The organism is Streptomyces rimosus subsp. rimosus (assembly GCF_000720725.1).
GTDB classification, from domain to species: domain Bacteria; phylum Actinomycetota; class Actinomycetes; order Streptomycetales; family Streptomycetaceae; genus Streptomyces; species Streptomyces rimosus_A.
The window spans coordinates 15,040-37,732 of the sequence record NZ_JOCQ01000082.1 but is presented as its reverse complement, the minus strand read 5'-3'; the positions used below and the strand labels follow the sequence as shown (position 1 = coordinate 37,732).

Sequence of the window (22,693 nt, the reverse complement as noted above, 5' to 3'; positions counted from 1 at the left end):
GCACCAGCCACAGCCCCACCCCTTCCCCCACCAGAACCAGCAACAACCGCACCAGCAGGCCCCTCAGCACGCACCGAATCAGCCCCCCACGCCCCACCAGCCCCCATACCAGGCGCCTGTCCCCCAGGACCCCAACCGCCCGAGCATCCAGCACGTCCGCGCGAGCCTGAACCACGCGCCCAGTGGTCTGTACTCGCCGTACCCGCACGACCAGCAAGCGCTGCTGAACGTTTTCCCGCGCAACCCCGACGGCACCCCGCGCGCGTTCAACGACCCGTTCCACCCCTGGGCCCAGTACCAGAACGACGGCGGCCCCACCGTGCTCGGCCGCTCCAACAACTGCGCCGACTGCACCCGTTCCTTCATCGAGTCCTGGTACGGCAACCCGCAGGTGTCCGCGGTCCGTACGTACGACTCGGACGGCAAGGGCGGCGTCGACCGCGCCTCCGGCGAACGCGACGGCACCCGCAACATCGAGCAGTGGGCGGGCACCCAGTTCCGCAACTCCGGCCCGAACTCACACGACGCCTACTCCAACATCGCCGACGAACTGCGCCAGGCCGGCCACGGCGCGGCCGCCGCGGTCCTCGTCACCTGGCCCAAGAACCCCGACGGCTCGGGCGGCGGCGCCCACGTCTTCAACGCCGTCAACCACGACGGCCGCGTCATCTGGGTCGACAGCCAGACCGGCGAAATCAGCCAGCAGCCCATCAATACCGCAGCCGACGGCGTCTGGCACCTCACCCTCGACGCCAACCGCAACCCATACGACCCCACCAAGGCCCAAACCCAAACCCCCCAGCAACAGCCCCACCAGCCACAGCCCCACCCCCAGCCCAGCCCGCAGAACCAGCACCAAAACCAACACCAGCCGCAGCCGCAGCCGCAGCCGCAAACCCAGCCTCACTCCCAGCCACCGCAGCACACCCCGTACCAACAGCAGACCCCCTACGCGCAGCCCCAGCCGAACCCTTACCAGCAGCCCCACCAGCCCGGCCCGTACCAGCAACAGGCTCCCTACACGCAGCCGCATCAGCCCAACCCATACCAGCAGCAGGCGCCGTACGCCCAGCCCCACCAGCAGCCTGCTCCTCACCAGCAGCCTGCCCCGCAGCATCAGCCCAACCCGTACAACCAGCAGCAGCCACCCCACCAGTACCCGGGCGCACCCTCCCACGACAGCCCCGGGCACGACGAGCACGGCGACGGCAATCAGAACAACCACCCCACCCAGACCGACACCCCGAACCAGAACGACACCACTCACAACCAACACGACGTTCCCAACCAGAACGACGCCCCCGAGCACCACGACGCCCCCAACCACGACGACCCTCCGACCCCCACCTCCGAAACCCGCAACCGCGAACGCCCCGGCGGCCTCGACGGCCCCTCCGACGAGCACCAGCGACGGGTCGATGAGGCGATCCCACGGGATGAGAACGGCAATCCGGAGCCTCACCCGGACCCGAACAACGGCGACTGGGTCAACCGCATCAACGAACCCGGATCCGACGCACCGGGCCGCAACAACAACTGCGTGGACGCCGCGCTCGCCACGGCCGACACCTACTCCGGCAACCCCACCGCCGCGGCCCACCGAACCCCGGACCTCAACTCGGACGGCACCCCTTCCGACCGCGGCGAGCGCAACGGCCGCGACCGCATCGAGAACACCCTCGGTGCGCGCTTCAGCGATTACGGCAACGGCCGCGACGCCTTCAACCGCCTGGAGAACACCCTTCGCCAGGCCGGTCACGGCTCGCAGGCGGTCATCATCACCCAGGACCGCCACGGCCGCGCCCACGCCTGGAACGCCGTCAACCACCAGGGCAAGATCACCTACGTCGACTCCCAGACCGGCCGCCGCAGCGACCAGCCCCTCCACAGCGGCGATCACGGCGTGCACGCCGTTCCGCTGGGGCATGACCGCCGGCCGATCACCGGTGACGGCCCTCCGGCTCGGGCAGGTGACGGGGGCGCCCGCAGGCCGGCCGCCGAGCCCGCGGGGAAGCCGCAGTCGGAACCGTCGTCCGACGGCCAGCAGAATCCGGCCGCAAAGAAGCCCAAGAAGCGAACGGCGGCGCAAACACGTCACGCGCTCCAGCAGCCGCTGGATTCCCAGGCCGCGGAAGGCACGCCGGGGTACGGGCAGGAGCAGGGACCGGATCACACCGCGCAGGGCATGCTGGGCGACGAGGCCCAGCAGCGGTTCCGTAAGACCCACGTGGTCCGGCAGGTGAACTGGGACAGGGTTCTGGGAAACCTCAACCATTGGGCAGACCGGGACGAGCATGGCGATTCACCGCTGGGGGCGGTGATGGACCACCTGCGCCAGCACGGCCGGGTGGACGAGGCCGCCCTGAACAATCTGCTGGGCGACAGGTACGAGAAGTTGGGGAGGGACGACAGGATGGCGACGGTCTCCTGCCTTGCCCGCTTGAGCTACACCTACCACGCGCAGCACACGCAGATCGACGGTCATGACATCAACCCGGAGGGCTTGGAGCACCACCGGGGACACAAGCCCGCCGAGGGAAAACTGGGCGACGCCCGGGGACGGGCCATCGAATACGTGGCACAGCAGAACGTGCCCATGCCGGACGACATGACGCCGCAGACCGCGAGGGAGTACCGGAAGAATCTCCGCACGGAACGCACGCGCATCAAGAACCTTTTGGAGTCGAAACAGGGTGACCTGGCGATCCTTCCGGATTTCTCCGGACGGAACTACGCGGTCTTCGAGGTGACGGAAACGGACGCCGACGGGAATGAGCGAACCCATTACATCGTCGGATCCTCCGTACCTCCCGGAGAAGGTGTGGACAATCCGGACCACTCGGAACCCGCAGCCGGCGAAGGACTGCGGCAGCTCGATGGCCAGAGGTACCAGCGCAGTGCCATGTTCACCGAGTTCGAGCCCTGCGGCAGCTCGGGCGATCTGGGCGGCGCCGCCTGTGCCCACTACCTCAGTGAGAATCTCGACCGCCCGGACGGCGCCCCACGTATTCCGTACGGCGAGATGAAGAAACAGGGACTGCTGACCGAGCCGGAAAAGAAGAGTGACATGGAGGTCTCGTACGGGACCAATTACCGTTACGGCCCCTTCGCCGTCGGGGAAACGACGAAGGAGGCGCAGGAAGCGGTGAAGCAGAGCTGGAAGGACGACATGGACCGGGTCCGGGGTGAACTTCTCCGCGTCTGGATCAAGGTGCACGAATAGCCGGTGGCGTAGTAGCGTTCCCGCGAAGGCCCGAAGGAATGAACGGAGTCGAGCGCCGTGTCCCGTGAAGCTGTCACCGCCAGGTTGTCGGAGTGGCTGCGGGCACCGGACCGGCGCCATCTGACGCTTCCCGTCGCCGGCCCGATCGGTGCCGGGAAGACGTCGTGCGTGGAAGACGTGACGGAAGCGGCCGGCCGGAGCGAGTTCCCGGTCGTTTCCCATTACGTCGACTGCCGGGGCCGCACCGCGGACGCCGTGGCCGCACAGCTCATCGCTTCCTGGGGCTTCGACGAGCGTTTCCTGCGGACGCGCAACGCCCCGCTGGCCGATGCGTTCCGACAGCGGACCCACGGCGAGGACGGGGCGGTCATCGGGTTCGGCAATGTCCAGTGGGCAGGTGGCACGGCGACATCGACGGAACCTGAGCGGCTGCTGCGGCATGTCATCGTGCCGTTGCTGCGGAATGCCGCCTGCCCCGTCGCCGTACTCGTCGAGACCGACAACGTCCAGGAACGCGTGCCGTTGTCGTCAGTTCTGGAAGGGGAGGATCTCCCCCCGTTCGAAGTGCCGGACAACGCTCCGTCCGGTCGTCATGACCTTCTCGACGCCCTCACCCGCTTTCCGCAGCTGCGAGCCCTGGCCTCGGCCGAGACCCGGGACGTGCCGCTGCCTGCCTGGTCCACGCTGTGCGCGGCGCTCGAACTGCCGGACGAACCGGCGAATTTGCGGGCCGCAGTGAGTGCTCTGCCCGGGCTCATCACGATGGTGCCCGCCACGGCGCGGCCCGACGATGCCGAAGGAACGGGCGAGGACGCCGCGGCGGAAACAGCCGGAGCACCACGGGCCGGATTCGGCACGGACCGCGTCGCATCCACCGTGGACCGCGTCGCGTTCGTCACGGACGGCGTACGTCATCTCGTACGTGAGCACCGTCCGTTCAGCTCGGCAGAACATATCCGTATCGCCGATGCTTTGCTGGACCGTTCGCTCCGCCTGCCCGGAGTGACCACTCCCTGGCGGGGGCACGACTCCGTCGCGTGGTACGCCGCCCGCGCGCTTCCTCTGCACTGCGCGGCCGCCGGTACGCTGCCCGACCTGGCCGAAGAACCCGCCTTTCTTGCGAATGCCGACCGGCGTGCCCTGCTCACCGGGCTGGCCTTCGCGTTCTCCGGCGGAATTCCGCCGAACACTCCCGCGGCCGATGCGCACTACCTGGAGGAAGCCGGCGTCGAACCGGACACTCACGAAGAGTGGGTTTCCTGGCTGCACTGGGCGTCGATGAATCGTGGCGCCACCGACTTCGCCGCCCGTCTTGCGCATTCGGCCGGTGACCTGCCGTGGCTGACCCGCTGGTCGCGCTGGCGCCCGTACGCCTTGTTCGGACCTTCGGCGGAACACGACGCCGCGCGGGCCGACGAGGCCGTGGTCGGCATCACCGACGGCACGGACGTGGTCGCCGGGCAACTGATGATCGACGAGGACGACTTCGACGACGAAGCGGGCGCGGACGCGGACGAGTGGGTCGAGGAGCGCTTGTGGAGGCTCGACGACGGCACGCCGGTCGGGGATGCCGTCCAGGTCGCGCTGTACTACGACGATGACGGCGATGTCGAGCACGCCGCCCACCGCGTTTTCGAACCGGTCCAGGTATCGGACGAACTCGACCAGAGCCCCGCGCCCCGGTCCCCCTCCTCTTCTTCCTGTCTGGCCGTGGCCACCGACGGAACGCTGGTCTACGGCGGACACGGTGGCCTTTACGCCCTCGGCGCGCCCGATCCGTCGCGTGTGACATCAGCGCCTCGCTGGCGCTCGCTTCCGCTGCTCAGCGCCCACAATCGGACGTCGGTATGGCCGATGCCGACCACCGTCCGCGCGGGACATGAGCCGCCACAGGGATGGTACGAATCGGCGTTCGGGCAGGGCGCGTGCCGCGTCATCCCCCGCACCGGCCTCCCGGCGGGCATCACGCATCCGGACACCGTGCGATTCCTGACCGAAGTGGGTCTCCCGGACCTCGAGGGGACGCTCCCGTACGTATCATTCCGCCCGCCTCATGCCCTCGCCGAGGTCACCGACACCACCGTCCTCCCCCCGGACGCCGGTCCGGGACCGCTCTTCGCTCTGGGAAAGTGGGTGCGCGCGGGGCTGTTGCTGGACGGTACGTCCGGGCGGGTGCTTACGACGCACGCCGAAGGCGCGGTCGCGGAGCATGTTCTCAGCAGCGGGCTGCGGCAGCTGTGCACCCTGCTGGCCCTGTCCCGGCTACGGGCGGAGAGCGGTTTCACGGTGTGGGCGGAGGAGCTGGACGCGAAGCGCAGTCTGCGCGCATGGGCTCAGGAGATCGACCCGGTCACCGCTTCGCATCCGCACTGGGCCGCTGCCCTGTCGGGCCAGTGGGACGACCCCGACATGCTGTGAAGCGCGGCACGCCGTGACCGCCCGGTGCCCGGCCGGGCACCGGGCGGCCCGGATTCACCCCCGCCCCGCCGCAATCTGCCGCGACATGATCGTCGTCAGCTCGTACGCCGTGTGGGACGCCGCCACCGACGTGATCTCCGCGTGGTCGTAGGCGGGGGCCACCTCTACCAGGTCGGCTGAGATCAGGTTGCAGGTGGAGAGGCCGCGGAGGATTTCGAGGAGTTCTCGGGAGGTGAGGCCGCCGGCCTCGGGGGTGCCGGTGCCGGGGGCGTGGGCCGGGTCGAGGACGTCGATGTCGATGGAGATGTACAGGGGGCGGTCGCCGATGCGCTGGCGGAGCTGGTCGGCGACCTCGTCGACGCCGCGGCGCATGACGTCGGCGGACGTGACGATGCCGAAGCCCATCTTCTCGTCGTCGTCGAGGTCCTTCTTGCCGTACAGGGGGCCGCGGGTGCCGACGTGGGAGAGGGCGGAGGTGTCGAGGATGCCTTCCTCGACGGCGCGGCGGAACGGGGTGCCGTGGGTGTACTCGGCGCCGAAGTAGGTGTCCCAGGTGTCCAGGTGGGCGTCGAAGTGGAGCAGGGCGACCGGGCCGTGCTTCTTGGCCATGGAGCGCAGCAGGGGCAGCGCGATGGTGTGGTCGCCGCCGAGCGTCATCAGGCGGGCGCCGGTGTCCAGGAGGTCGTCGGCGGCGGCCTCGATGGTCTCGACGGCCTCGTTGATGTTGAAGGGGTTGGCGGCGATGTCGCCGGCGTCCGCGACCTGGGCGAGCGCGAAGGGGGACGCGTCCTGGGCCGGGTTGTACGGGCGCAGCAGGCGCGACGCCTCGCGGATGGCGTTGCCGCCGAAGCGGGCGCCGGGGCGGTAGGAGACGCCGGTGTCGAAGGGGACGCCGACCACCGCGACGTCGGCGGTGCCGACCTGGTCGAGGCGGGGCAGCCGGGCGAAGGTCGCCGGGCCCGCGTAGCGGGGGACGCGGGAGGAGTCGACGGGGCCGACGGGTTCCTGGGTGGCGCCGGATGCGGCGGATGCGGTGGTCATGAGGGTGAGAGTAGGGAGCGGGACCCGGCGTGCCCATGGACATTTGTGGTGATGTGGCGCCGGTCGATGGACATCACGTCCACAGGGCGGTGCTTCAAGGGACAATGACCCCATGCCGATACTGCCGCCTGTTCCCAGCCGCACCGAACTCGTCGACCATCTCGTACGGACCCGGATCGCCGGTGAGGTCGCCACTCCCCGCGAGAACAACCTCGACCACTACCGCAAGCTGGCCAACGGAGACCGCCACTACTGGCTCGGGCTGGAGCTCGGGGACCGCTGGACCGATGAGCAGGACGTGCTCGCGGTGATGGCGGAACGATGCGGCGTCATCGACGACACCCGTCACCGGATGGGCCAGGACACCATCGATCCCGAGCTGACGGTGGACGCTTTGGAGCGGGCGGCCGCCCGGCTGCGCAAGGCCGCCGACGGGCGGCAGCGGGTGCTGTTCGCCACCGGCCACCCGGGCGGGCTGCTGGACGTGCACCGGGCCACCGCCGAGGCGCTGCGCGCGCGGGGCTGCGACATCGTCGTCGTACCGGACGGGTTGCAGGCGGACGAGGGTGTGGTGTTCCAGTTCGCGGACGTGGCGATGCTGGAGCGCGGTGCGACGCTGTGGCACACGCACTCCCCCGCGCCGATGACCGCCGTACTGGACGGGCTGGAGCGGGCGGGCGAGGCGCTGCCGGATCTCGTGATGGCGGACCACGGCTGGGCCGGGTGCGCGGGGCAGCGCGGTCTGGACGCGATCGGGTTCGCGGACTGCAATGACCCGGCGCTGTTCGTCGGCGAGGCGGAGGGCACGCTGCAGGTGACGATTCCGCTGGACGATCATGTGCTCAGCCCGCGGTACTACGACCCGCTGACGGCGTACCTGCTGGACGCGGCGGGGTTGCTGGGCTGAGCGAAGCGGCGGGGCTGCGGAGCTGCGGGCTGAGCGATGCGGCGAGGCTGCTGGACTGCGGCTCAGAAGCGGCGAGGCTGCTGGGCCGAGCAACGCAGCGGGCGGCGCCCGGGACTCGCTCACGCCGCCGCCCCTCACCCCCGCGGCACCCGGATGACCCCCTCCTGGATCACCGAGGCCACCAGCTGCCCGTCCGCCGTGAAGATCCGTCCCTTGCCCAGGCCGCGTCCGCCCTGGGCGGTCGGTGACTCCTGGTCGTACAGGAGCCAGTCGTCGGCCCGGAACGGCCGGTGGAACCACATCGCGTGGTCCAGGCTCGCGCCGACCACGTCGCCGACCGCCCAGCCGCCGCGCCCGTGCGCGAGCAGCACCGAGTCCAGCAGGGTCATGTCGGAGACGTAGGTGACCAGGCAGATGTGCAGCAGGGGCTGGTCGATGGCGCCGTCCAGCTTGCCGTTCGTGCGGAACCAGACCTGGGAGCGCGGTTCGCGCGGTTCGCCCGCGGTACCGAACGGCGGTGCGTCCACGTAGCGCAGGTCGACGGCGGCCCGCGCTTCCAGGAGGCGCTGGGCCACGCCCGGTTCGCGGAAGCGGTCGGCGTAACGGGGCAGCATCTCGGCGGCGGTGGGCAGGGTCAGCGGGTCCGGTGCGTACGGCATCGGCTCCTGGTGTTCCATCCCCTCCTCGTACACCTGGAAGGAGGCGGAGAGGTGGAAGATCGGCTGGCCGTGCTGGACGGCGACGACGCGGCGGGTGGTGAAGGAGCGGCCGTCGCGGATGCGGTCGACGGTGTAGACGATGGGCGCGCCGGGGTCGCCGGGGCGCAGGAAATAGGCGTGCAGGGAGTGCGGCGGGCGGTCCTCGGGGACCGTGCGCCCGGCGGCGACCAGGGCCTGGGCGGCGACCTGGCCGCCGAAGACCCGGGGCACGACGGACGGGCGGCTGGTGCCGCGGAAGATGTCCTGCTCGATGCGCTCCAGGTCGAGCTGTTCGAGCAGGTCGGTCAAGGCGTCGTTCACGCGCGTACGGCTTTCGTTCGGGCTGCGGCGCGCGGGCTCGGGCGCCGGCGCGGCAGCGGGGCGCAGCAGGGGGCGCGGGGCCTCACAACCCCATGGACTTGGCGACGATGGACCGCATGACCTCGCTGGTGCCGCCGTAGATGCGGGTGACGCGGGTGTCGGCGTACAGGCGGGAGATCGGGTATTCCTGCATGTAGCCGTAGCCGCCGTGCAGCTGGAGGCACTTGTCGATGACGACGGCGGCCCGTTCGGTGGTGAAGAGTTTGGCGGAGGCGGCGTCGGCGGGGGTCAGTTCGCCGGCGTCGTGGGCGTCGAGGGCGCGGTCGACGACGGCCTGCATGGCGTCCACCTCGGTCTTGCAGTCCGCGAGGACGAACTTGGTGTTCTGGAAGGAGGCGACGGACTTGCCGAAGACCTCGCGCTCCTGGACGTACTCCGTGGCGAAGCGGACCGCGGCGGCGGCCTGGGCGTAGGCGCTGACGGCGATGCCGAGACGTTCCTGCGGGAGGTTCTGGCCGAGGTAGGAGAACGCCTTGCCCTCCTCGCCGAGGCGGTCCTCGACGGGCACCTCGACGTCGGTGAAGGAGAGTTCGGCGGTGTCGGAGGTCTTGAGGCCGAGCTTGTCCAGCTTGCGGCCGACGGCGTAGCCCGGCGAGGTGGTGTCCACGACGAGGAGGGTGATGCCGGCGCGGCGATCTTCGGGGCTGGGAGGTGCGGTACGGGCGCAGACGATCACGCGGTCCGCGAGGACGCCGCCGGTGATGAAGGTCTTGGCGCCGTTGAGGACGTAGTGGGTGCCGTCCGCGGAGAGCTTGGCGGTGGTCTTCATGCCGGCCAGGTCGGAGCCGGTGCCGGGCTCGGTCATGGCGATGGCGGTCATCATGTCGCCGGAGACGAAGGGCGGCAGCCAGCGCTGCTTCTGCTCCTCGGTGGCGTACTTGAGGAAGTACGGGAGGCACAGCGCGGTGTGGACGCCGGAGCCGCCGAAGCTGACGCCCGCGCGGGCGCACTCCTCGGTGATGACGGCGTTGAACTTGAAGCTGGTCTCGCCGGCGCCGCCGTACTCCTCGGGGACCTCAATGCCGAAGACGCCCAGTTCGCCGAGCTTCTTGTAGAAGTCGCGCGGCGCCTGGCCGGCCTGCATCCACTCGTCGTAGACGGGGACGACCTCGGCGGCGATGAAGGCGCGGATGGTCTCCCGGAACGCCTCGTGGTCCTCGTTGAACACCGTACGACGCATCCGCCGCCTCCTCCGGTCCGCCGGCCGGCCAGGGCCGGCCCGTCGACTAAGCGCTTGCTCAGCCGAAAGCTACCCGCCGGTCAGTGAGGCTGTCCAGAGGTGTCCGAGGGGGCGGGGAGGGCCGCCGCGCCGTGCTGCGCACCGCCCGTACCGCCCGCGTCGCCCTCCGCGCCCCCGTCCCCCGCCAGCGTCGCGAACGCCCCGCGGGCCAGCCGGTGCAGCAGTGCCGACATCTCCGTACGGCCCGGGAGCGCGCCGGGGCGGCTGAGGTGCGGGGTGGAGTTGAGCAGGCCGAAGACGGCGTGGACGGAGGCGCGGGCGTCCGCCTCGGCGCACGCCGGGTACACCTCGCGCACCACCTGCACCCACAGTTCCACGTACTCGCGCTGGAGGCGGCGCACCCGCTTGCGGTCGGCCTCCCGCAGCCGGTCCAGTTCGCGGTCGTGGACGGTGATCAGCGGCCGGTCGTCGAGCGCGAAGTCGATATGCCCGTCGATCAGCGCGTCCAGCACCGCGGCGGGGCTGTCCCCGCCGGACGCGGCCCGGATGCGGCCGCCGTCCAGCAGCCGTTCACTGATGCCGACGAGCAGTTCGGCGAGCATCGCGTCCTTGCCCGCGAAATGGCGGTACAGGCCCGGCCCGGAGATCCCGACGGCGGCCCCGATCTCGTCCACGCCGACGCCGTGGAACCCGCGCTCGGCGAAGAGCCGGGCGGCCTCCTTGAGGATCTGCTCGCGTCGGCTGGTGGCTGCCGGGGCGTGTGTGCTGCTCATACAACTAATTGTAGACAGGCGGGTTAGTGGTCGTTAACCTGGGAGAAATGAAGTTAACGGCCATTAACCGCGCTGCCGGGCGACCCCCGGGCCGCGCGGCAGTCGGACGAGAAAGGCCCTAGCGATGCAGCCGGTGGCGATGGAGCCGACGGAGACGGAGGTCCGATGCTGATGGATCCGAGGGCGATGGACCCGACACAGCAGGCACCGGTGCTCGACAGCACGGCCGACCCGGCCTCGGACGCCTGGCGCGCCAACGAGGCCGCCCACCAGGAGCTGGCCGACGATCTGCGGGCCCGCCTCGCCGCGGCCCGCCTCGGCGGCGGCGAGAAGGCCCGCGCCCGGCACACGGCCCGCGGCAAGCTGCTGCCCCGCGACCGGGTGGACGCGCTGCTGGACCCCGGCTCGCCGTTCCTGGAGCTGGCGCCGCTGGCGGCGGAGGGGATGTACGGCGGAGCCGCGCCGGCCGCGGGCGTGATCGCGGGCGTCGGCCGGGTCTCCGGCCGCGAGACGGTGATCGTCGCCAACGACGCCACGGTCAAGGGCGGCACGTACTACCCGATGACGGTCAAGAAGCACCTGCGCGCCCAGGAGGTGGCGCTGGAGAACCGCCTGCCGTGCCTGTACCTGGTCGATTCGGGCGGCGCCTTCCTGCCGATGCAGGACGAGGTCTTCCCCGACCGTGAGCACTTCGGGCGGATCTTCTACAACCAGGCGCGGATGTCCGGCGCGGGCATCCCGCAGATCGCGGCGGTGCTCGGCTCCTGCACGGCGGGCGGCGCGTACGTCCCGGCGATGAGCGACGAGGCCGTGATCGTACGGAACCAGGGGACGATCTTCCTGGGCGGGCCGCCGCTGGTGAAGGCCGCGACCGGCGAGGTCGTCACGGCCGAGGAGCTGGGCGGCGGCGAGGTGCACTCCCGTACGTCCGGCGTGACCGACCACCTCGCCGAGGACGACGCGCACGCGCTGCGCATCGTGCGCACCATCGTCTCCACGCTCGGCGACCGCGGCCCGCTGCCCTGGACGGTGCGTCCCGCCGAGGAGCCCAAGCTCGACCCGGCCGGGCTGTACGGCGTGGTGCCCGTCGACTCCCGTACGCCCTATGACGTACGGGAGGTCATCGCGCGCGTCGTGGACGGCTCCCGCTTCGCCGAGTTCAAGGCCGAGTACGGCACGACGCTGGTCACCGGCTTCGCGCACATCCACGGCCACCCGGTCGGCATCGTCGCCAACAACGGCATCCTGTTCTCCGAGTCCGCCCAGAAGGGCGCGCACTTCATCGAGCTGTGCGACCAGCGCGGCATCCCGCTGGTGTTCCTGCAGAACATCTCCGGCTTCATGGTCGGCCGCGACTACGAGGCGGGCGGCATCGCCAAGCACGGCGCGAAGATGGTCACGGCGGTGGCGTGCACCCGCGTACCCAAGCTGACCGTCGTCATCGGCGGCTCGTACGGCGCGGGCAACTACTCGATGTGCGGCCGGGCCTATTCGCCCCGCTTCCTGTGGATGTGGCCGAACGCCAAGATCTCGGTGATGGGCGGCGAACAGGCCGCTTCCGTCCTCGCGACGGTCAAGCGCGACCAGCTCGAAGCGCGCGGCGAACAGTGGAGCGCCGAGGAGGAGGCCGCCTTCAAGGCGCCGGTGCGCGAGCAGTACGAGACGCAGGGCAACGCCTACTACGCGACCGCGCGCCTGTGGGACGACGGGGTCATCGACCCGCTGGACACCCGCCGGGTGCTGGGCCTGGCGCTGACGGCCTGCGGCAACGCGCCGCTGGGCGAGCCGGGCTACGGCGTCTTCCGGATGTGAGGGGAGTGCGGGGAGTGAAGGAACAGATGAGCATGTTCGACACCGTCCTGGTCGCCAACCGGGGCGAGATCGCGGTCCGCGTCATCCGGACGCTGCGCGCGCTCGGCGTCCGCTCGGTCGCCGTCTTCAGCGACGCGGACGCCGACGCCCGCCACGTCCGCGAGGCCGACACGGCCGTCCGGATCGGCCCGCCGCCCGCCGCCGAGAGCTACCTGGACGCCGGTCGCCTCATCGAGGCCGCCCGGCGCAGCGGCGCGCAGGCCGTACACCCGGGCTACGGCTTCCTCGCCGAGAACACCGCGTTCGCGGCGGCCTGCGCCGACGCCGGGCTGGTCTTCATCGGTCCGTCCGCCGAGGCCATCGAGCTGATGGGCGACAAGATCCGCGCGAAGGAGACGGTGCGCGCTGCCGGGGTGCCGGTCGTACCCGGCTCCTCGGGCAGCGGCCTGACCGACGCCCAACTGGCCGACGCAGCGCGCGAGATCGGCATGCCGGTGCTGCTGAAGCCGTCCGCGGGCGGCGGCGGCAAGGGCATGCGGCTGGTACGGGACGAGGCGCTGCTCGCCGACGAGATCGCCGCCGCGCGGCGCGAGGCGCGCGGCTCCTTCGGGGACGACACGCTGCTGGTCGAGCGCTGGGTGGACCGCCCCCGGCACATCGAGATCCAGGTTCTGGCGGACGCGCACGGCAACGTCGTCCACCTCGGCGAGCGCGAGTGCTCGCTCCAGCGCCGCCACCAGAAGGTGATCGAGGAGGCGCCGTCCGTCCTGCTGGACGAGGCGACGCGGGCCGCGATGGGCGAGGCCGCAGTCCAGGCCGCGCGCTCGTGCGGCTACCGGGGCGCGGGCACGGTCGAGTTCATCGTGCCGGGCGACGACCCCGCCTCGTACTACTTCATGGAGATGAACACCCGCCTCCAGGTCGAGCACCCGGTCACCGAGTACGTCACCGGCCTCGACCTGGTCGAGTGGCAGCTGCGCATCGCGGCCGGGGAGCCGCTGGCGTTCGGGCAGGACGGCGTCCGGCTGACCGGGCACGCCGTCGAGGCCCGGATCTGCGCCGAGACGGTGTCGGTCAAGGAGGGCGCGCGCGGCTTCCTGCCCTCCGGCGGTACGGTCCTGGCGCTCGCCGAGCCGCACGGCGACGGGGTGCGCACGGACTCCGGCCTGTCCGAGGGCACGGAGGTCGGCAGCCTGTACGACCCGATGCTCTCGAAGGTGATCGCGTACGGCCCGGACCGGGCGACGGCCCTGCGCAAGCTGCGCGCCGCGCTCGCAGAAACGGTCGTGCTCGGCGTGCCGACGAACACCGGCTTCCTGCGCCGGCTGCTGGCCCACCCGGCCGTCGCGGCGGGCGAGCTGGACACCGGGCTGGTCGAGCGCGAGATGGACGCGCTGGTCCCGCGCGAGGTGCCGGCCGAGGTGTACGCGGCGGCCGCGGCCGTACGGAACGCGGCGCTGGAGCCGGTGCCGGACGGCGGCTGGGTGGACCCGTTCTCCGTACCGGACGGGTGGCGGATCGGCGGCCGTACGGTGCCCACGGCGCACTGGGTCAAGGTTGCGGGCCACGACCCGGTGCAGGCCACCGGCACCGGGCAGGTCACGGCCGACCGGGTGCGCGTCACCGTGGACGGCGTCGTGCACACCTTCCGCCGGGCCGGCGACTGGCTCGGCCGGGACGGCGACGCCTGGCATGTGAGCGACCACGATCCGGTCGCGGACACCCTGCGGGGCGCCGCCGGGGCGCATGGGATGGACGCGCTGACCGCGCCGATGCCCGGCACCGTCACCGTCGTGAAGGTGGCCGTCGGCGACGAAGTGGCCGCCGGACAGGGGCTGCTGGTCGTCGAGGCCATGAAGATGGAACACGTCATCTCCGCGCCGCACGCCGGCACGGTCAGCGAGCTGGGCGTGTCGCCCGGCAGCACCGTCGCCATGGACCAGGTGCTCGCCGTGGTCGATCCGCACGCGTCCGCCGGTTCGGACGCGTCCGGCCCGCAGGCCACGGACGGGCAGGCGGCCGCCCCGACCGAGGAGACAACGGCATGACCGCTTCCGGACTGCCCATGACCGTTCCGGCCCCCAGTCTGCCCGCCCGGGTCCGTATCCATGAGGTCGGCGCCCGCGACGGCCTCCAGAACGAGTCGGCCGTGGTGCCCACCGAGGTCAAGGCGGAGTTCGTCCGCCGCCTGGCCGGGGCCGGGCTGGGCACCATCGAGGCGACCAGCTTCGTGCACCCCAAGTGGGTGCCGCAGCTCGCCGACGCCGAACAGCTCTACCCGATGCTGGACGGCCTCGGCGTACACCTGCCGGTCCTGGTGCCCAACGACCGCGGCCTGGACCGCGCGCTGGCCCTCGGCGCCCGCCGTATCGCGGTCTTCGGCAGCGCCACCGAGTCGTTCGCCAAGGCCAACCTCAACCGTACGGTCGAGGAATCGCTCGCCATGTTCACGCCGGTGGTCGCCCGCGCGAAGGAGGAGAAGGCGCACGTCCGCGGCTACCTCTCCATGTGCTTCGGCGACCCGTGGGAGGGCCCGGTGCCCGTCGCGCAGGTCGTACGGGTGTGCCGCGCCCTGCTCGACATGGGCTGCGACGAACTGAGCCTCGGCGACACGATCGGCGTCGCCACCCCCGGCCACGTGCAGACGCTGCTCGCCGCGCTGAACGAGGCGGGCGTGCCCACCGACCGCCTCGGCGTGCACTTCCACGACACCTACGGCCAGGCACTGGCCAACACCCTCGCCGCGCTCCAGCACGGCGTCACCACCGTCGACGCGGCGGCGGGCGGCCTCGGCGGCTGCCCGTACGCCAAGAGCGCCACCGGCAACCTCGCCACCGAAGACCTGGTGTGGATGCTGCACGGCCTCGGCATCGAGACCGGGGTCGACCTGGGCCGGCTCACCGCCACAAGCGTGTGGATGGCCGAACAGCTGGGCCGCCCGAGCCCGTCCCGCACCGTCCGTGCCCTCTCCCACAAGGAGTGAACGATGTCCCTGGACCACCGCCTGTCCCCCGAACTCGACGAGCTGCGGCGCACGGTCGAGGCGTTCGCCCACGATGTCGTCGCTCCCAAGATCGGTGAGTTCTACGAGCACCACGAGTTCCCGTACGAGATCGTGCGGGAGATGGGCCGCATGGGCCTGTTCGGCCTGCCGTTCCCCGAGGAGTACGGCGGCATGGGCGGCGACTACCTCGCCCTCGGCATCGCCCTGGAGGAGCTGGCCCGGGTCGACTCGTCCGTGGCGATCACCCTGGAGGCGGCCGTCTCGCTCGGCGCCATGCCGATCTACCACTTCGGCACGGAGGAGCAGAAGCGCGAGTGGCTGCCCCGGATGTGTACGGGCGAGGTGCTGGGCGCCTTCGGGCTGACCGAGCCGGACGGCGGCTCCGACGCGGGCGCCACCCGCACCACGGCCGTACGGGACGGCGACACATGGGTGATCAACGGCAGCAAGTGCTTCATCACCAACTCCGGCACCGACATCACCGGCCTGGTCACGGTCACCGCCGTCACCGGCCGCAAGGACGACGGCAGCCCGCTGATCTCCTCGATCATCGTGCCGTCCGGCACCCCGGGCTTCACCGTCGGCGCCCCGTACTCGAAGGTCGGCTGGAACGCCTCGGACACCCGTGAGCTGTCCTTCTCCGACGTACGGGTCCCGGTCGGCAACCTGGTCGGCACGGAGGGCCGCGGCTACGCCCAGTTCCTGCGCATCCTGGACGAGGGCCGGATCGCCATCGCGGCGCTGGCCACCGGCCTCGCGCAGGGCTGTGTGGACGAGTCCGTCCGCTACGCCAAGGAGCGGCACGCCTTCGGGCGGCCGATCGGCCACAACCAGGCGATCCAGTTCAAGCTGGCCGACATGGAGATGCGGGCGCACACCTCCCGGCTGGCCTGGCGCGACGCCGCGTCCCGGCTGGTGCACGGCGAGCCGTTCAAGAAGGAGGCGGCGCTCGCCAAGCTGTACTCCTCCGAGATCGCGGTGGACAACGCCCGCGAGGCCACCCAGATCCACGGCGGCTACGGCTTCATGAACGAGTACCCGGTCGCCCGCATGTGGCGCGACTCCAAGATCCTGGAGATCGGCGAGGGGACCAGCGAGGTGCAGCGGCTGCTGATCGCGCGGGAGCTGGGGGTGTAGGCGGTCGCGTTCGGCCGTATGCGTGCGGCATCCCCGTACGCATACGGCTCCCCGCGTGCGACTTCCGCGTACGGCACAGGGCGGGCCCGGAAATCCGGACCCGCCCTGCTGTCGCGGCGCCGTCAGATCACTTCTTTCCCCACGGCACCTGCGGGGACCTGTAGTAGTCGAAGCCCATGGCCTCCCAGCGGGGCGCCTGGGCGGCCAGCCGGTACTTGTAGGTGTCCCAGTCGTGGGTGGACCTCGGCGACCAGCCCAGCTCGGCGATGCCGGGCATCCGCGGGAAGGTCATGTAGTCCAGGTGCCGGTTGGTGGAGAGGGTCTCCGTCCAGATCGGCGCCTCGACACCCATGATCGACTTCTGCGGCGCTCCCTTCAGGTACGTCGCGGGGTCCCAGTCGTAGGACCGCTGGACCTCGACGTACCCGGCCCACGCCTTACCCAGCTTGGTGTCCTTGGTGTACTTCATGTCGAGGTACGAGCGGTCGGCCGGCGACAGGATCAGCCCGGCGCCCTTCCGGGCCGCCGCCGCGACCTGCTCCCGCTCCTTGGCGGGCGTCTTGTCGTAGCCCCAGTACTGCACCGCGGCGCCCTTGGCCGGGGTCACGGCGGTCATCTGGTGCCACCCTATGACCCGCTTCTTGTACTTGGTCACCAGCGGCTGGACCTTGTTCATGAAGGTCACGTAGTCGGCGTGGCTGGTGGAGTAGGCCTCGTCACCGCCGATGTGCAGGTACGGGCCCGGGGTCAGCGCCGCGGTCTCGCGGAAGACGTCGTCCAGGAACTCGTACGTCACCTTCTTGGGCACGCACAGCGAGCTGAAGCCGACCTCGACGCCGGTGTAGATCGGAGGCGCGACGTTGTTGCAGTTGAGCTTGGCGTACGAGGCGAGCGCGGCCTGGGTGTGCCCCGGGGTGTCGATCTCGGGGATGACCTCCATGTAGCGGCTGGCGGCGTACCGCAGGATCTCGCGGTACTGGGCCTTGGTGTAGTAGCCGCCCGGGCCGCCGCCGACCTGGGTGCTGCCGCCGTAGGTGGCGAGCCGCGGCCAGGAGTTGATCTGCAGCCGCCAGCCCTGGTCGTCGGTGAGGTGCAGATGCAGCTTGTTGTACTTGTACAGCGCCAGCTGATCGATGTAACGCTTCAGCTGGTCGACGGTGAAGAAGTGCCGACCGACATCGATCATCCCGCCGCGGTAGCCGTAGCGCGGGGTGTCGGTGATGGTGCCGCCCGCGACCTTCCAGGGGCTGTGCTGCGCGCTGCGCTTCTCGACGGACGGCGGCAGCAGCTGGCGCAGCGTCTGTACGCCGTGGAAGAGCCCGGCGGGCCGGGCCGCGGTGATCGTGACGGCGTGCCGGGTGGAGGTCAGGCGGTAGCCCTCGGCGCCCAGCTTCCTGGTGTCCTTGCCGCCGAGCCGCAGCACGATGCCGTCCCGGCCGTCCTTGCCGGTGACGGGCAGGGGGTAGCCGGTGGACGGGCGCAGCACGTCGGCCAGGTAGCCGGCCACCCGCCGGACCTCGCCCGACGCGCCGGGCACCCGGATCTGCGTCCGGTCACCGAGGGTGTAGGGGTCCTTACCGGGTCTGACGGAGGCGGGCGCCGGGATGACCTGGTCGAGGGCTATGGGCTTGGCGTGGCGGGCGGCCTGGCCGGCATGGCCGTCCGCGGGCCGCGCCCCGGCCGTGGACAGGCCGGCCGCCGCGACCAGCAGCAGCGAGCAGAACAGTCTGCGTCGTCTCACGAGGTTCCCTTCGGTGGGCTCGTCGTGCGGGGCCGTGCGTGGTCGTGCGTGCATGGAGCAACCGAACGTCAACATTGAGTACCGCTGACCTCTCTGATGGTCAAGGTGCGGACCACGTCTGGCGCCATCCGGCGTGTCGCTTGCCCGATATCGGGCAGATTTCTTGCATCCAGCGGGGCGACCCATCAGTATTCATCGGGTGCTCGATCGCCGTTCGCCTCATGAGGACCTCATCGACCACCTGGTGCGCAGCACGCCGCTACAGCGCGGTGAGGCCGCCCGGGTGGTGCTCGACGTCCTCGCGTACTTCGACGAGACGACCGAGGACTACGTCCGCAGACGCCACCGGGAGCTGCAGTCGCAGGGACTGCGCAACGAGGCGATCTTCGAACGGATCGGGCAGGAGCTGCCGCACCGCGCGGTGTGCCCGCCCACCCTCTCGGCGCGCCAGCTGCGCCGCCTCGTCTACGGCTGACCCGGCCGAGCACCCGGCACGTGCCGCATCGCGTGCCACCTGTCCAACTGCCTGACCGAAGGGGTCACTTCATGTGCGGGATCGTCGGCTACATCGGTAAGCGGGACGTGGCTCCGCTGCTCCTGGAAGGACTGCAGCGCCTGGAGTACCGCGGCTACGACTCCGCCGGTATCGCCATCCACGCCAAGGGCACCGGCAAGGCCGCGGGCGGCCTGAAGACCGCCAAGGCCAAGGGCCGCGTCCGCGAGCTGGAGTCCCGCCTGCCCAAGCGCTTCGCGGGTACCGCCGGCATCGCGCACACCCGCTGGGCCACCCACGGCGCGCCGACCGACGAGAACGCGCACCCGCACGTGGACACCGAGGGCAAGGTCGCCGTCGTCCACAACGGCATCATCGACAACGCCGACGAGCTGCGCGCCAAGCTCACCGCGGACGGCGTGGAGTTCGTCTCGGAGACCGACACCGAGGTGCTGGCCCACCTGATCGGCCGCTCCCAGGCGCCGACCCTGGAGGAGCAGGTCCGCGAGGCCCTGCGGGTCATCGAGGGCACGTACGGCATCGCCGTGCTGCACGCCGACTTCCCCGAGCGCATCGTCGTCGCCCGCAACGGCTCGCCGGTCGTCCTGGGCATCGGCGAGAAGGAGATGTTCGTCTCCTCCGACGTCGCCGCGCTGGTCTCGCACACCCGCCAGGTCGTCACCCTCGACGACGGTGAGATGGCCACCATCAAGGCCGACGACTACCGCACCTACACCACCGAGGGCTCGCACACCTCCGCGCAGCCGACCACGGTGGAGTGGGAGGCCGAGTCGTACGACATGGGCGGCCACGACACGTACATGCACAAGGAGATCTGCGAGCAGGCCGACGCGGTGGACCGCGTGCTGCGCGGGCGGATCGACGACCGCTTCTCCACCGTGCACCTGGGCGGCCTGAACCTCGACCCCCGCGAAGCGCGCGCCATCCGCCGGGTGAAGATCCTGGGCTGCGGCACCTCGTACCACGCGGGCCAGATCGGCGCGCAGATGATCGAGGAGCTGGCCCGCATCCCCTCGGACGCCGAGCCGGCCTCCGAGTTCCGCTACCGCAACCCGGTCGTGGACCCCGACACCCTGTACATCGCGGTCTCCCAGTCCGGTGAGACCTACGACGTGCTGGCCGCCGTGCAGGAGCTCAAGCGCAAGGGCGCGCGCGTCCTGGGCGTGGTGAACGTGGTCGGCTCGGCGATCGCCCGGGAGACCCACGGCGGCGTGTACGTGCACGCGGGCCCCGAGGTCTGCGTGGTCTCCACCAAGTGCTTCACCAACACCGTGGTCGCCTTCGGCCTGCTCGCGCTGCACCTGGGCCGTATCCGCGACCTGTCCGTCGCCGACGGCAAGCGGATCATCGAGGGCCTGCGCAAGCTGCCCGGCCAGATCCAGGAGATCCTGGAGCAGGAGGACGAGGTCAAGAAGCTGGCGGCCGAGTACGCCGACGCCAAGTCGATGATGTTCATCGGCCGGGTCCGCGGCTACCCCGTCGCCCGCGAGGCCTCCCTCAAGCTCAAGGAGATCTCCTACATCCACGCCGAGGCGTACCCGGCGTCCGAGCTCAAGCACGGCCCGCTGGCGCTCATCGAGCCCGCCATGCCGACCGTGGCGATCGTCCCGAGCGACGACCTGCTGGAGAAGAACCGCGCCGCGATGGAGGAGATCAAGGCCCGCAGCGGCCGCATCCTGGCCGTCGCGCACGAGAAGCAGGACAAGGCCGACCACACGATCGTCGTGCCGAAGAACGAGAACGAGCTGGACCCGATCCTGATGGGTATTCCGCTCCAGCTGCTGGCCTACCACGTGGCCCTGGCCATGGGCCGGGACATCGACAAGCCGCGCAACCTGGCGAAGTCGGTCACGGTCGAGTAGGCAATCGACGGCGAGCGGTCGTCCATGGGCGGTGGTCGCCCTGGGCGGGGGCTCGCTCGGGCGAGCAGTCGCCCGACGGACCGCGGGGGTCCTGTCCACCTCCGCGGTCACGGGCGTTCGTCCGGGGGACGGGCGGCCTACGGGGGGCCGCCCGGACGGACGACGCGTCCTTGCGAGGGGGCGGGAGGCAGGTGCCCCGCGCGTGCCACCATACGCGCGGGGCCCCGCCTCCCCTGTTGCCGGCGTCGCCCTTACGCCGGCGGTGGCCGCCCTCCCGGGAACCGTCACCTCCCGGGCGGCAGCACGTTCTTGACGGGCGTTCTCGGGGGCGGTCGGTGACGCGGCGGCCGCCTGGCCGTTCACGTTCCGTTCGCGTCCCACTTGATCGGATTTCTACCCTCCACAACCCCGCAATCCACCTCTACGGGCCAGTAGATATGCCGATTCTCCGTGGACACGCGGCTGGTGACGCTCCCTCACCTCACGCCTCATGAGGTGGTGCGCACACGGGGGCAGGTGCGACGCGCAAGCCGTACGGACACGGAGCGCACAGGCCGGGCGGGGCGCGGTATACGGGCGTCCGGTCAGGGGATGACGACCACGGGCCGCTGCGCCCGCCGGGCCAGCCGGCCCGCCACCGAGCCGAAGATCCGGCCCACGATGCCGTGCGTCGAGCCGACCACGATCGCGTCGGCCTCGTACTCCTGCCCGACCTCCTCCAGCTCGTGGCAGATGTCGCCACCGCGTTCCACGAGGATCCAGGGGATCTCCGCCAGATGGTCGGCGCAGGCCAGCTCCAGGCCCAGGACTTCCGTACGATGGTCCGGCACGTCCACGAAGACCGGGGGCTCGCAGCCGGCCCAGACCGTCGTGGGCAGCCGGTTGGCCACGTGGACGATGATCAGGCCGGACGCCGAACGCCGCGCCATACCGATTGCATACGCCAACGCCCGCTCACTCGACATCGAGCCGTCGAAGCCGACCACGACACCGTGCCGGAAGGCGGGATCGCAGGAATGACGTGTCTCTTCCGCCGCTCGGAGGTCCGCCATCGGATCGGCGACCTGCTTGCGGTCCGCGGGTTCGGGGATTTCGTGACCGGCCATGGCTGTCTCGGCGAAGGAGGTCCTTGCGGAGGGGCGGACGGGGAGCGGCGATTGACTTGATCCGGCAGTTGACTGAGCTGGCTTGATCGAGAGGTCGGCCCCATAGTTCAAAGGGGAACAACACGACCGGGAATCATCTTCCCAATGTCTTACCCCAAGAGTACGGCGCCGGCCCCCCGCTGCACAGGGCCCGGCGCGGACGGCGGACTCCGGTGACGGGGGTGGACCCCCGCGGCCACACGGGGCGGGGTGCCCCTCGAACGTTCCCCGGAGCATGCCGGAGCGTGGGCCGGATGGCAATGCCCCGGCCTGCCCCCGTACGTACCCCTCGCGGTGACTCACGGGCCCCGCGGCCGTTGTAGTACCTGCCTGCCTGGAGGGAGTACACCGTGCCCGGTCCGTCGAACACATCAGCCGATCCGGTGAGCGATCTCGTCCGCTGGGCGGCGTTCAGCTGCGCCCTGGTCCCGCTCGTCCTCGTACTGTGCGGCGCGTCCGCCGCCGGCGCCGCCGGGGCCGCCGTGGGGCTGGCGACGGTGACCTGTGCGTGCCGGGCGCTGCTGCGCCAGTCCGAGCGCACCGCGGCCCGGCCGTCCTCGGACGAGATCGCCCCGCACCGCGGCCGGCACAGCCGTACCGGCACCGGAGCCCACCGGGGCGGGAGGCGCTCCGACGGGCGTACGCCGGAGGAATGACGCGCTCGCAAGCCTGCCCAGGGTCGTTTTCGGCCAACTTCGGGTTGAAGTGCATCCCTTGGCGAAAGTGACCCGCAACCTGGGCCTGAGCTGGGAGGAAAGGACCGCCGGGCATGGTTGTGCCCTACGGCTTACGGGCAGAGGCGGGAGGCGTACTTCCCAGCAGGCCCGACGAGTGGAACGCTTCGTGATCGAATGCTT

Annotated in this window: 16 protein-coding genes; 10 read left to right on the top strand and 6 right to left on the bottom strand. The window is 70.9% G+C overall.

What is annotated here, in order from left to right; genetic code table 11:
* On the top strand, nt 1-3,223 hold a 3,223-nt coding region (locus IH45_RS1000000145525), incomplete at its 5' end, for a toxin glutamine deamidase domain-containing protein (protein WP_158813326.1).
* A gap of 57 nt (nt 3,224-3,280) precedes the next feature.
* Nucleotides 3,281-5,641 (top strand): SUKH-4 family immunity protein, encoded by a 2,361-nt coding sequence (locus IH45_RS0131710; protein ID WP_030676428.1) that lies wholly within the window; start codon nt 3,281-3,283, stop codon nt 5,639-5,641.
* 54 nt (nt 5,642-5,695) lie between these two features.
* Here the strand turns inward: IH45_RS0131710 and speB are convergent, their stop codons facing one another.
* The gene (gene speB / locus IH45_RS0131705) at nt 5,696-6,682 is read right to left on the bottom strand and encodes an agmatinase (RefSeq protein WP_030676427.1); all 987 of its coding nucleotides are present in this window, start codon (nt 6,680-6,682) and stop codon (nt 5,696-5,698) included.
* Nucleotides 6,683-6,794: 112 nt separating this feature from the next.
* On the opposite strand from speB, the gene IH45_RS0131700 reads away from it, so the two are divergent.
* Nucleotides 6,795-7,589, top strand: coding sequence for a phosphatase (locus tag IH45_RS0131700; protein ID WP_030676425.1), 795 nt, complete (start codon nt 6,795-6,797; stop codon nt 7,587-7,589).
* A 134-nt stretch (nt 7,590-7,723) separates the two neighbouring features.
* Here IH45_RS0131700 and IH45_RS0131695 read toward each other — a convergent pair whose 3' ends face one another.
* From IH45_RS0131695 to IH45_RS0131685, 3 genes are all read right to left on the bottom strand, one after another.
* Nucleotides 7,724-8,608 carry an acyl-CoA thioesterase gene (locus IH45_RS0131695; protein WP_030676423.1) on the bottom strand — a complete coding sequence of 295 codons (885 nt, stop codon included), beginning with the start codon at nt 8,606-8,608 and terminating at the stop codon, nt 7,724-7,726.
* 82 nt (nt 8,609-8,690) lie between these two features.
* Nucleotides 8,691-9,848 (bottom strand): acyl-CoA dehydrogenase family protein, encoded by a 1,158-nt coding sequence (locus IH45_RS0131690; protein ID WP_030676421.1) that lies wholly within the window; start codon nt 9,846-9,848, stop codon nt 8,691-8,693.
* Nucleotides 9,849-9,928: 80 nt separating this feature from the next.
* The gene (locus IH45_RS0131685) at nt 9,929-10,621 is read right to left on the bottom strand and encodes an SACE_7040 family transcriptional regulator (protein WP_030676418.1); all 693 of its coding nucleotides are present in this window, start codon (nt 10,619-10,621) and stop codon (nt 9,929-9,931) included.
* A 171-nt stretch (nt 10,622-10,792) separates the two neighbouring features.
* On the opposite strand from IH45_RS0131685, the gene IH45_RS0131680 reads away from it, so the two are divergent.
* From IH45_RS0131680 to IH45_RS0131665, 4 genes are read left to right on the top strand one after another with little or no spacing between them, the layout of a single operon-like run.
* Nucleotides 10,793-12,433 carry a carboxyl transferase domain-containing protein gene (locus IH45_RS0131680; protein WP_324607964.1) on the top strand — a complete coding sequence of 547 codons (1,641 nt, stop codon included), beginning with the start codon at nt 10,793-10,795 and terminating at the stop codon, nt 12,431-12,433.
* 32 nt (nt 12,434-12,465) lie between these two features.
* The gene (locus IH45_RS0131675; protein WP_078897867.1) at nt 12,466-14,481 is read left to right on the top strand and encodes an ATP-binding protein; all 2,016 of its coding nucleotides are present in this window, start codon (nt 12,466-12,468) and stop codon (nt 14,479-14,481) included.
* Complete coding sequence (locus tag IH45_RS0131670; protein ID WP_030676410.1) at nt 14,478-15,416, top strand: hydroxymethylglutaryl-CoA lyase; 939 nt, start codon at nt 14,478-14,480, stop codon at nt 15,414-15,416. Before IH45_RS0131675 ends, IH45_RS0131670 begins: the two co-directional genes overlap by 4 nt.
* Nucleotides 15,417-15,419: 3 nt before the next feature.
* Nucleotides 15,420-16,574 (top strand): acyl-CoA dehydrogenase family protein, encoded by a 1,155-nt coding sequence (locus tag IH45_RS0131665; RefSeq protein ID WP_030676408.1) that lies wholly within the window; start codon nt 15,420-15,422, stop codon nt 16,572-16,574.
* Between the two features lie 127 nt (nt 16,575-16,701).
* On the opposite strand, the gene IH45_RS0131660 is transcribed toward IH45_RS0131665, so the two are convergent.
* Nucleotides 16,702-18,369 carry a beta-N-acetylhexosaminidase gene (locus IH45_RS0131660; RefSeq protein ID WP_394298724.1) on the bottom strand — a complete coding sequence of 556 codons (1,668 nt, stop codon included), beginning with the start codon at nt 18,367-18,369 and terminating at the stop codon, nt 16,702-16,704.
* A gap of 145 nt (nt 18,370-18,514) precedes the next feature.
* Between IH45_RS0131660 and IH45_RS0131655 the strand changes: the two genes are divergently transcribed.
* Complete coding sequence (locus IH45_RS0131655; protein ID WP_030676402.1) at nt 18,515-18,790, top strand: hypothetical protein; 276 nt, start codon at nt 18,515-18,517, stop codon at nt 18,788-18,790.
* A 71-nt stretch (nt 18,791-18,861) separates the two neighbouring features.
* On the top strand, nt 18,862-20,691 hold the full coding sequence (glmS, locus tag IH45_RS0131650; RefSeq protein ID WP_030676399.1) for a glutamine--fructose-6-phosphate transaminase (isomerizing): 1,830 nt from the start codon (nt 18,862-18,864) through the stop codon (nt 20,689-20,691).
* Nucleotides 20,692-21,275: 584 nt separating this feature from the next.
* Here glmS and IH45_RS0131645 read toward each other — a convergent pair.
* Nucleotides 21,276-21,797, bottom strand: a complete 522-nt coding sequence (locus IH45_RS0131645) for a universal stress protein (RefSeq protein WP_030676396.1) — start codon at nt 21,795-21,797, stop codon at nt 21,276-21,278.
* 389 nt (nt 21,798-22,186) lie between these two features.
* Here IH45_RS0131645 and IH45_RS0131640 point away from each other — a divergent pair, with 389 nt between their 5' ends.
* Nucleotides 22,187-22,492 carry a hypothetical protein gene (locus IH45_RS0131640; protein ID WP_003983274.1) on the top strand — a complete coding sequence of 102 codons (306 nt, stop codon included), beginning with the start codon at nt 22,187-22,189 and terminating at the stop codon, nt 22,490-22,492.
* Nucleotides 22,493-22,693: the final 201 nt, after the last annotated feature.

Bases quoted from the DNA above. Each gene is read 5' to 3' on its own strand.
- speB (WP_030676427.1), bottom strand. From the start codon at position 6,682: ATGACCACCGCATCCGCCGCATCCGGCGCCACCCAGGAACCCGTCGGC.
- IH45_RS0131700 (WP_030676425.1), top strand. From the start codon at position 6,795: ATGCCGATACTGCCGCCTGTTCCCAGCCGCACCGAACTCGTCGACCAT.
- IH45_RS0131690 (WP_030676421.1), bottom strand. From the start codon at position 9,848: ATGCGTCGTACGGTGTTCAACGAGGACCACGAGGCGTTCCGGGAGACC.
- IH45_RS0131685 (WP_030676418.1), bottom strand. From the start codon at position 10,621: ATGAGCAGCACACACGCCCCGGCAGCCACCAGCCGACGCGAGCAGATC.
- IH45_RS0131680 (WP_324607964.1), top strand. From the start codon at position 10,793: ATGGATCCGAGGGCGATGGACCCGACACAGCAGGCACCGGTGCTCGAC.
- IH45_RS0131675 (WP_078897867.1), top strand. From the start codon at position 12,466: ATGTTCGACACCGTCCTGGTCGCCAACCGGGGCGAGATCGCGGTCCGC.
- IH45_RS0131670 (WP_030676410.1), top strand. From the start codon at position 14,478: ATGACCGCTTCCGGACTGCCCATGACCGTTCCGGCCCCCAGTCTGCCC.
- IH45_RS0131665 (WP_030676408.1), top strand. From the start codon at position 15,420: ATGTCCCTGGACCACCGCCTGTCCCCCGAACTCGACGAGCTGCGGCGC.
- IH45_RS0131660 (WP_394298724.1), bottom strand. From the start codon at position 18,369: ATGCACGCACGACCACGCACGGCCCCGCACGACGAGCCCACCGAAGGG.
- glmS (WP_030676399.1), top strand. From the start codon at position 18,862: ATGTGCGGGATCGTCGGCTACATCGGTAAGCGGGACGTGGCTCCGCTG.
- IH45_RS0131645 (WP_030676396.1), bottom strand. From the start codon at position 21,797: ATGGCCGGTCACGAAATCCCCGAACCCGCGGACCGCAAGCAGGTCGCC.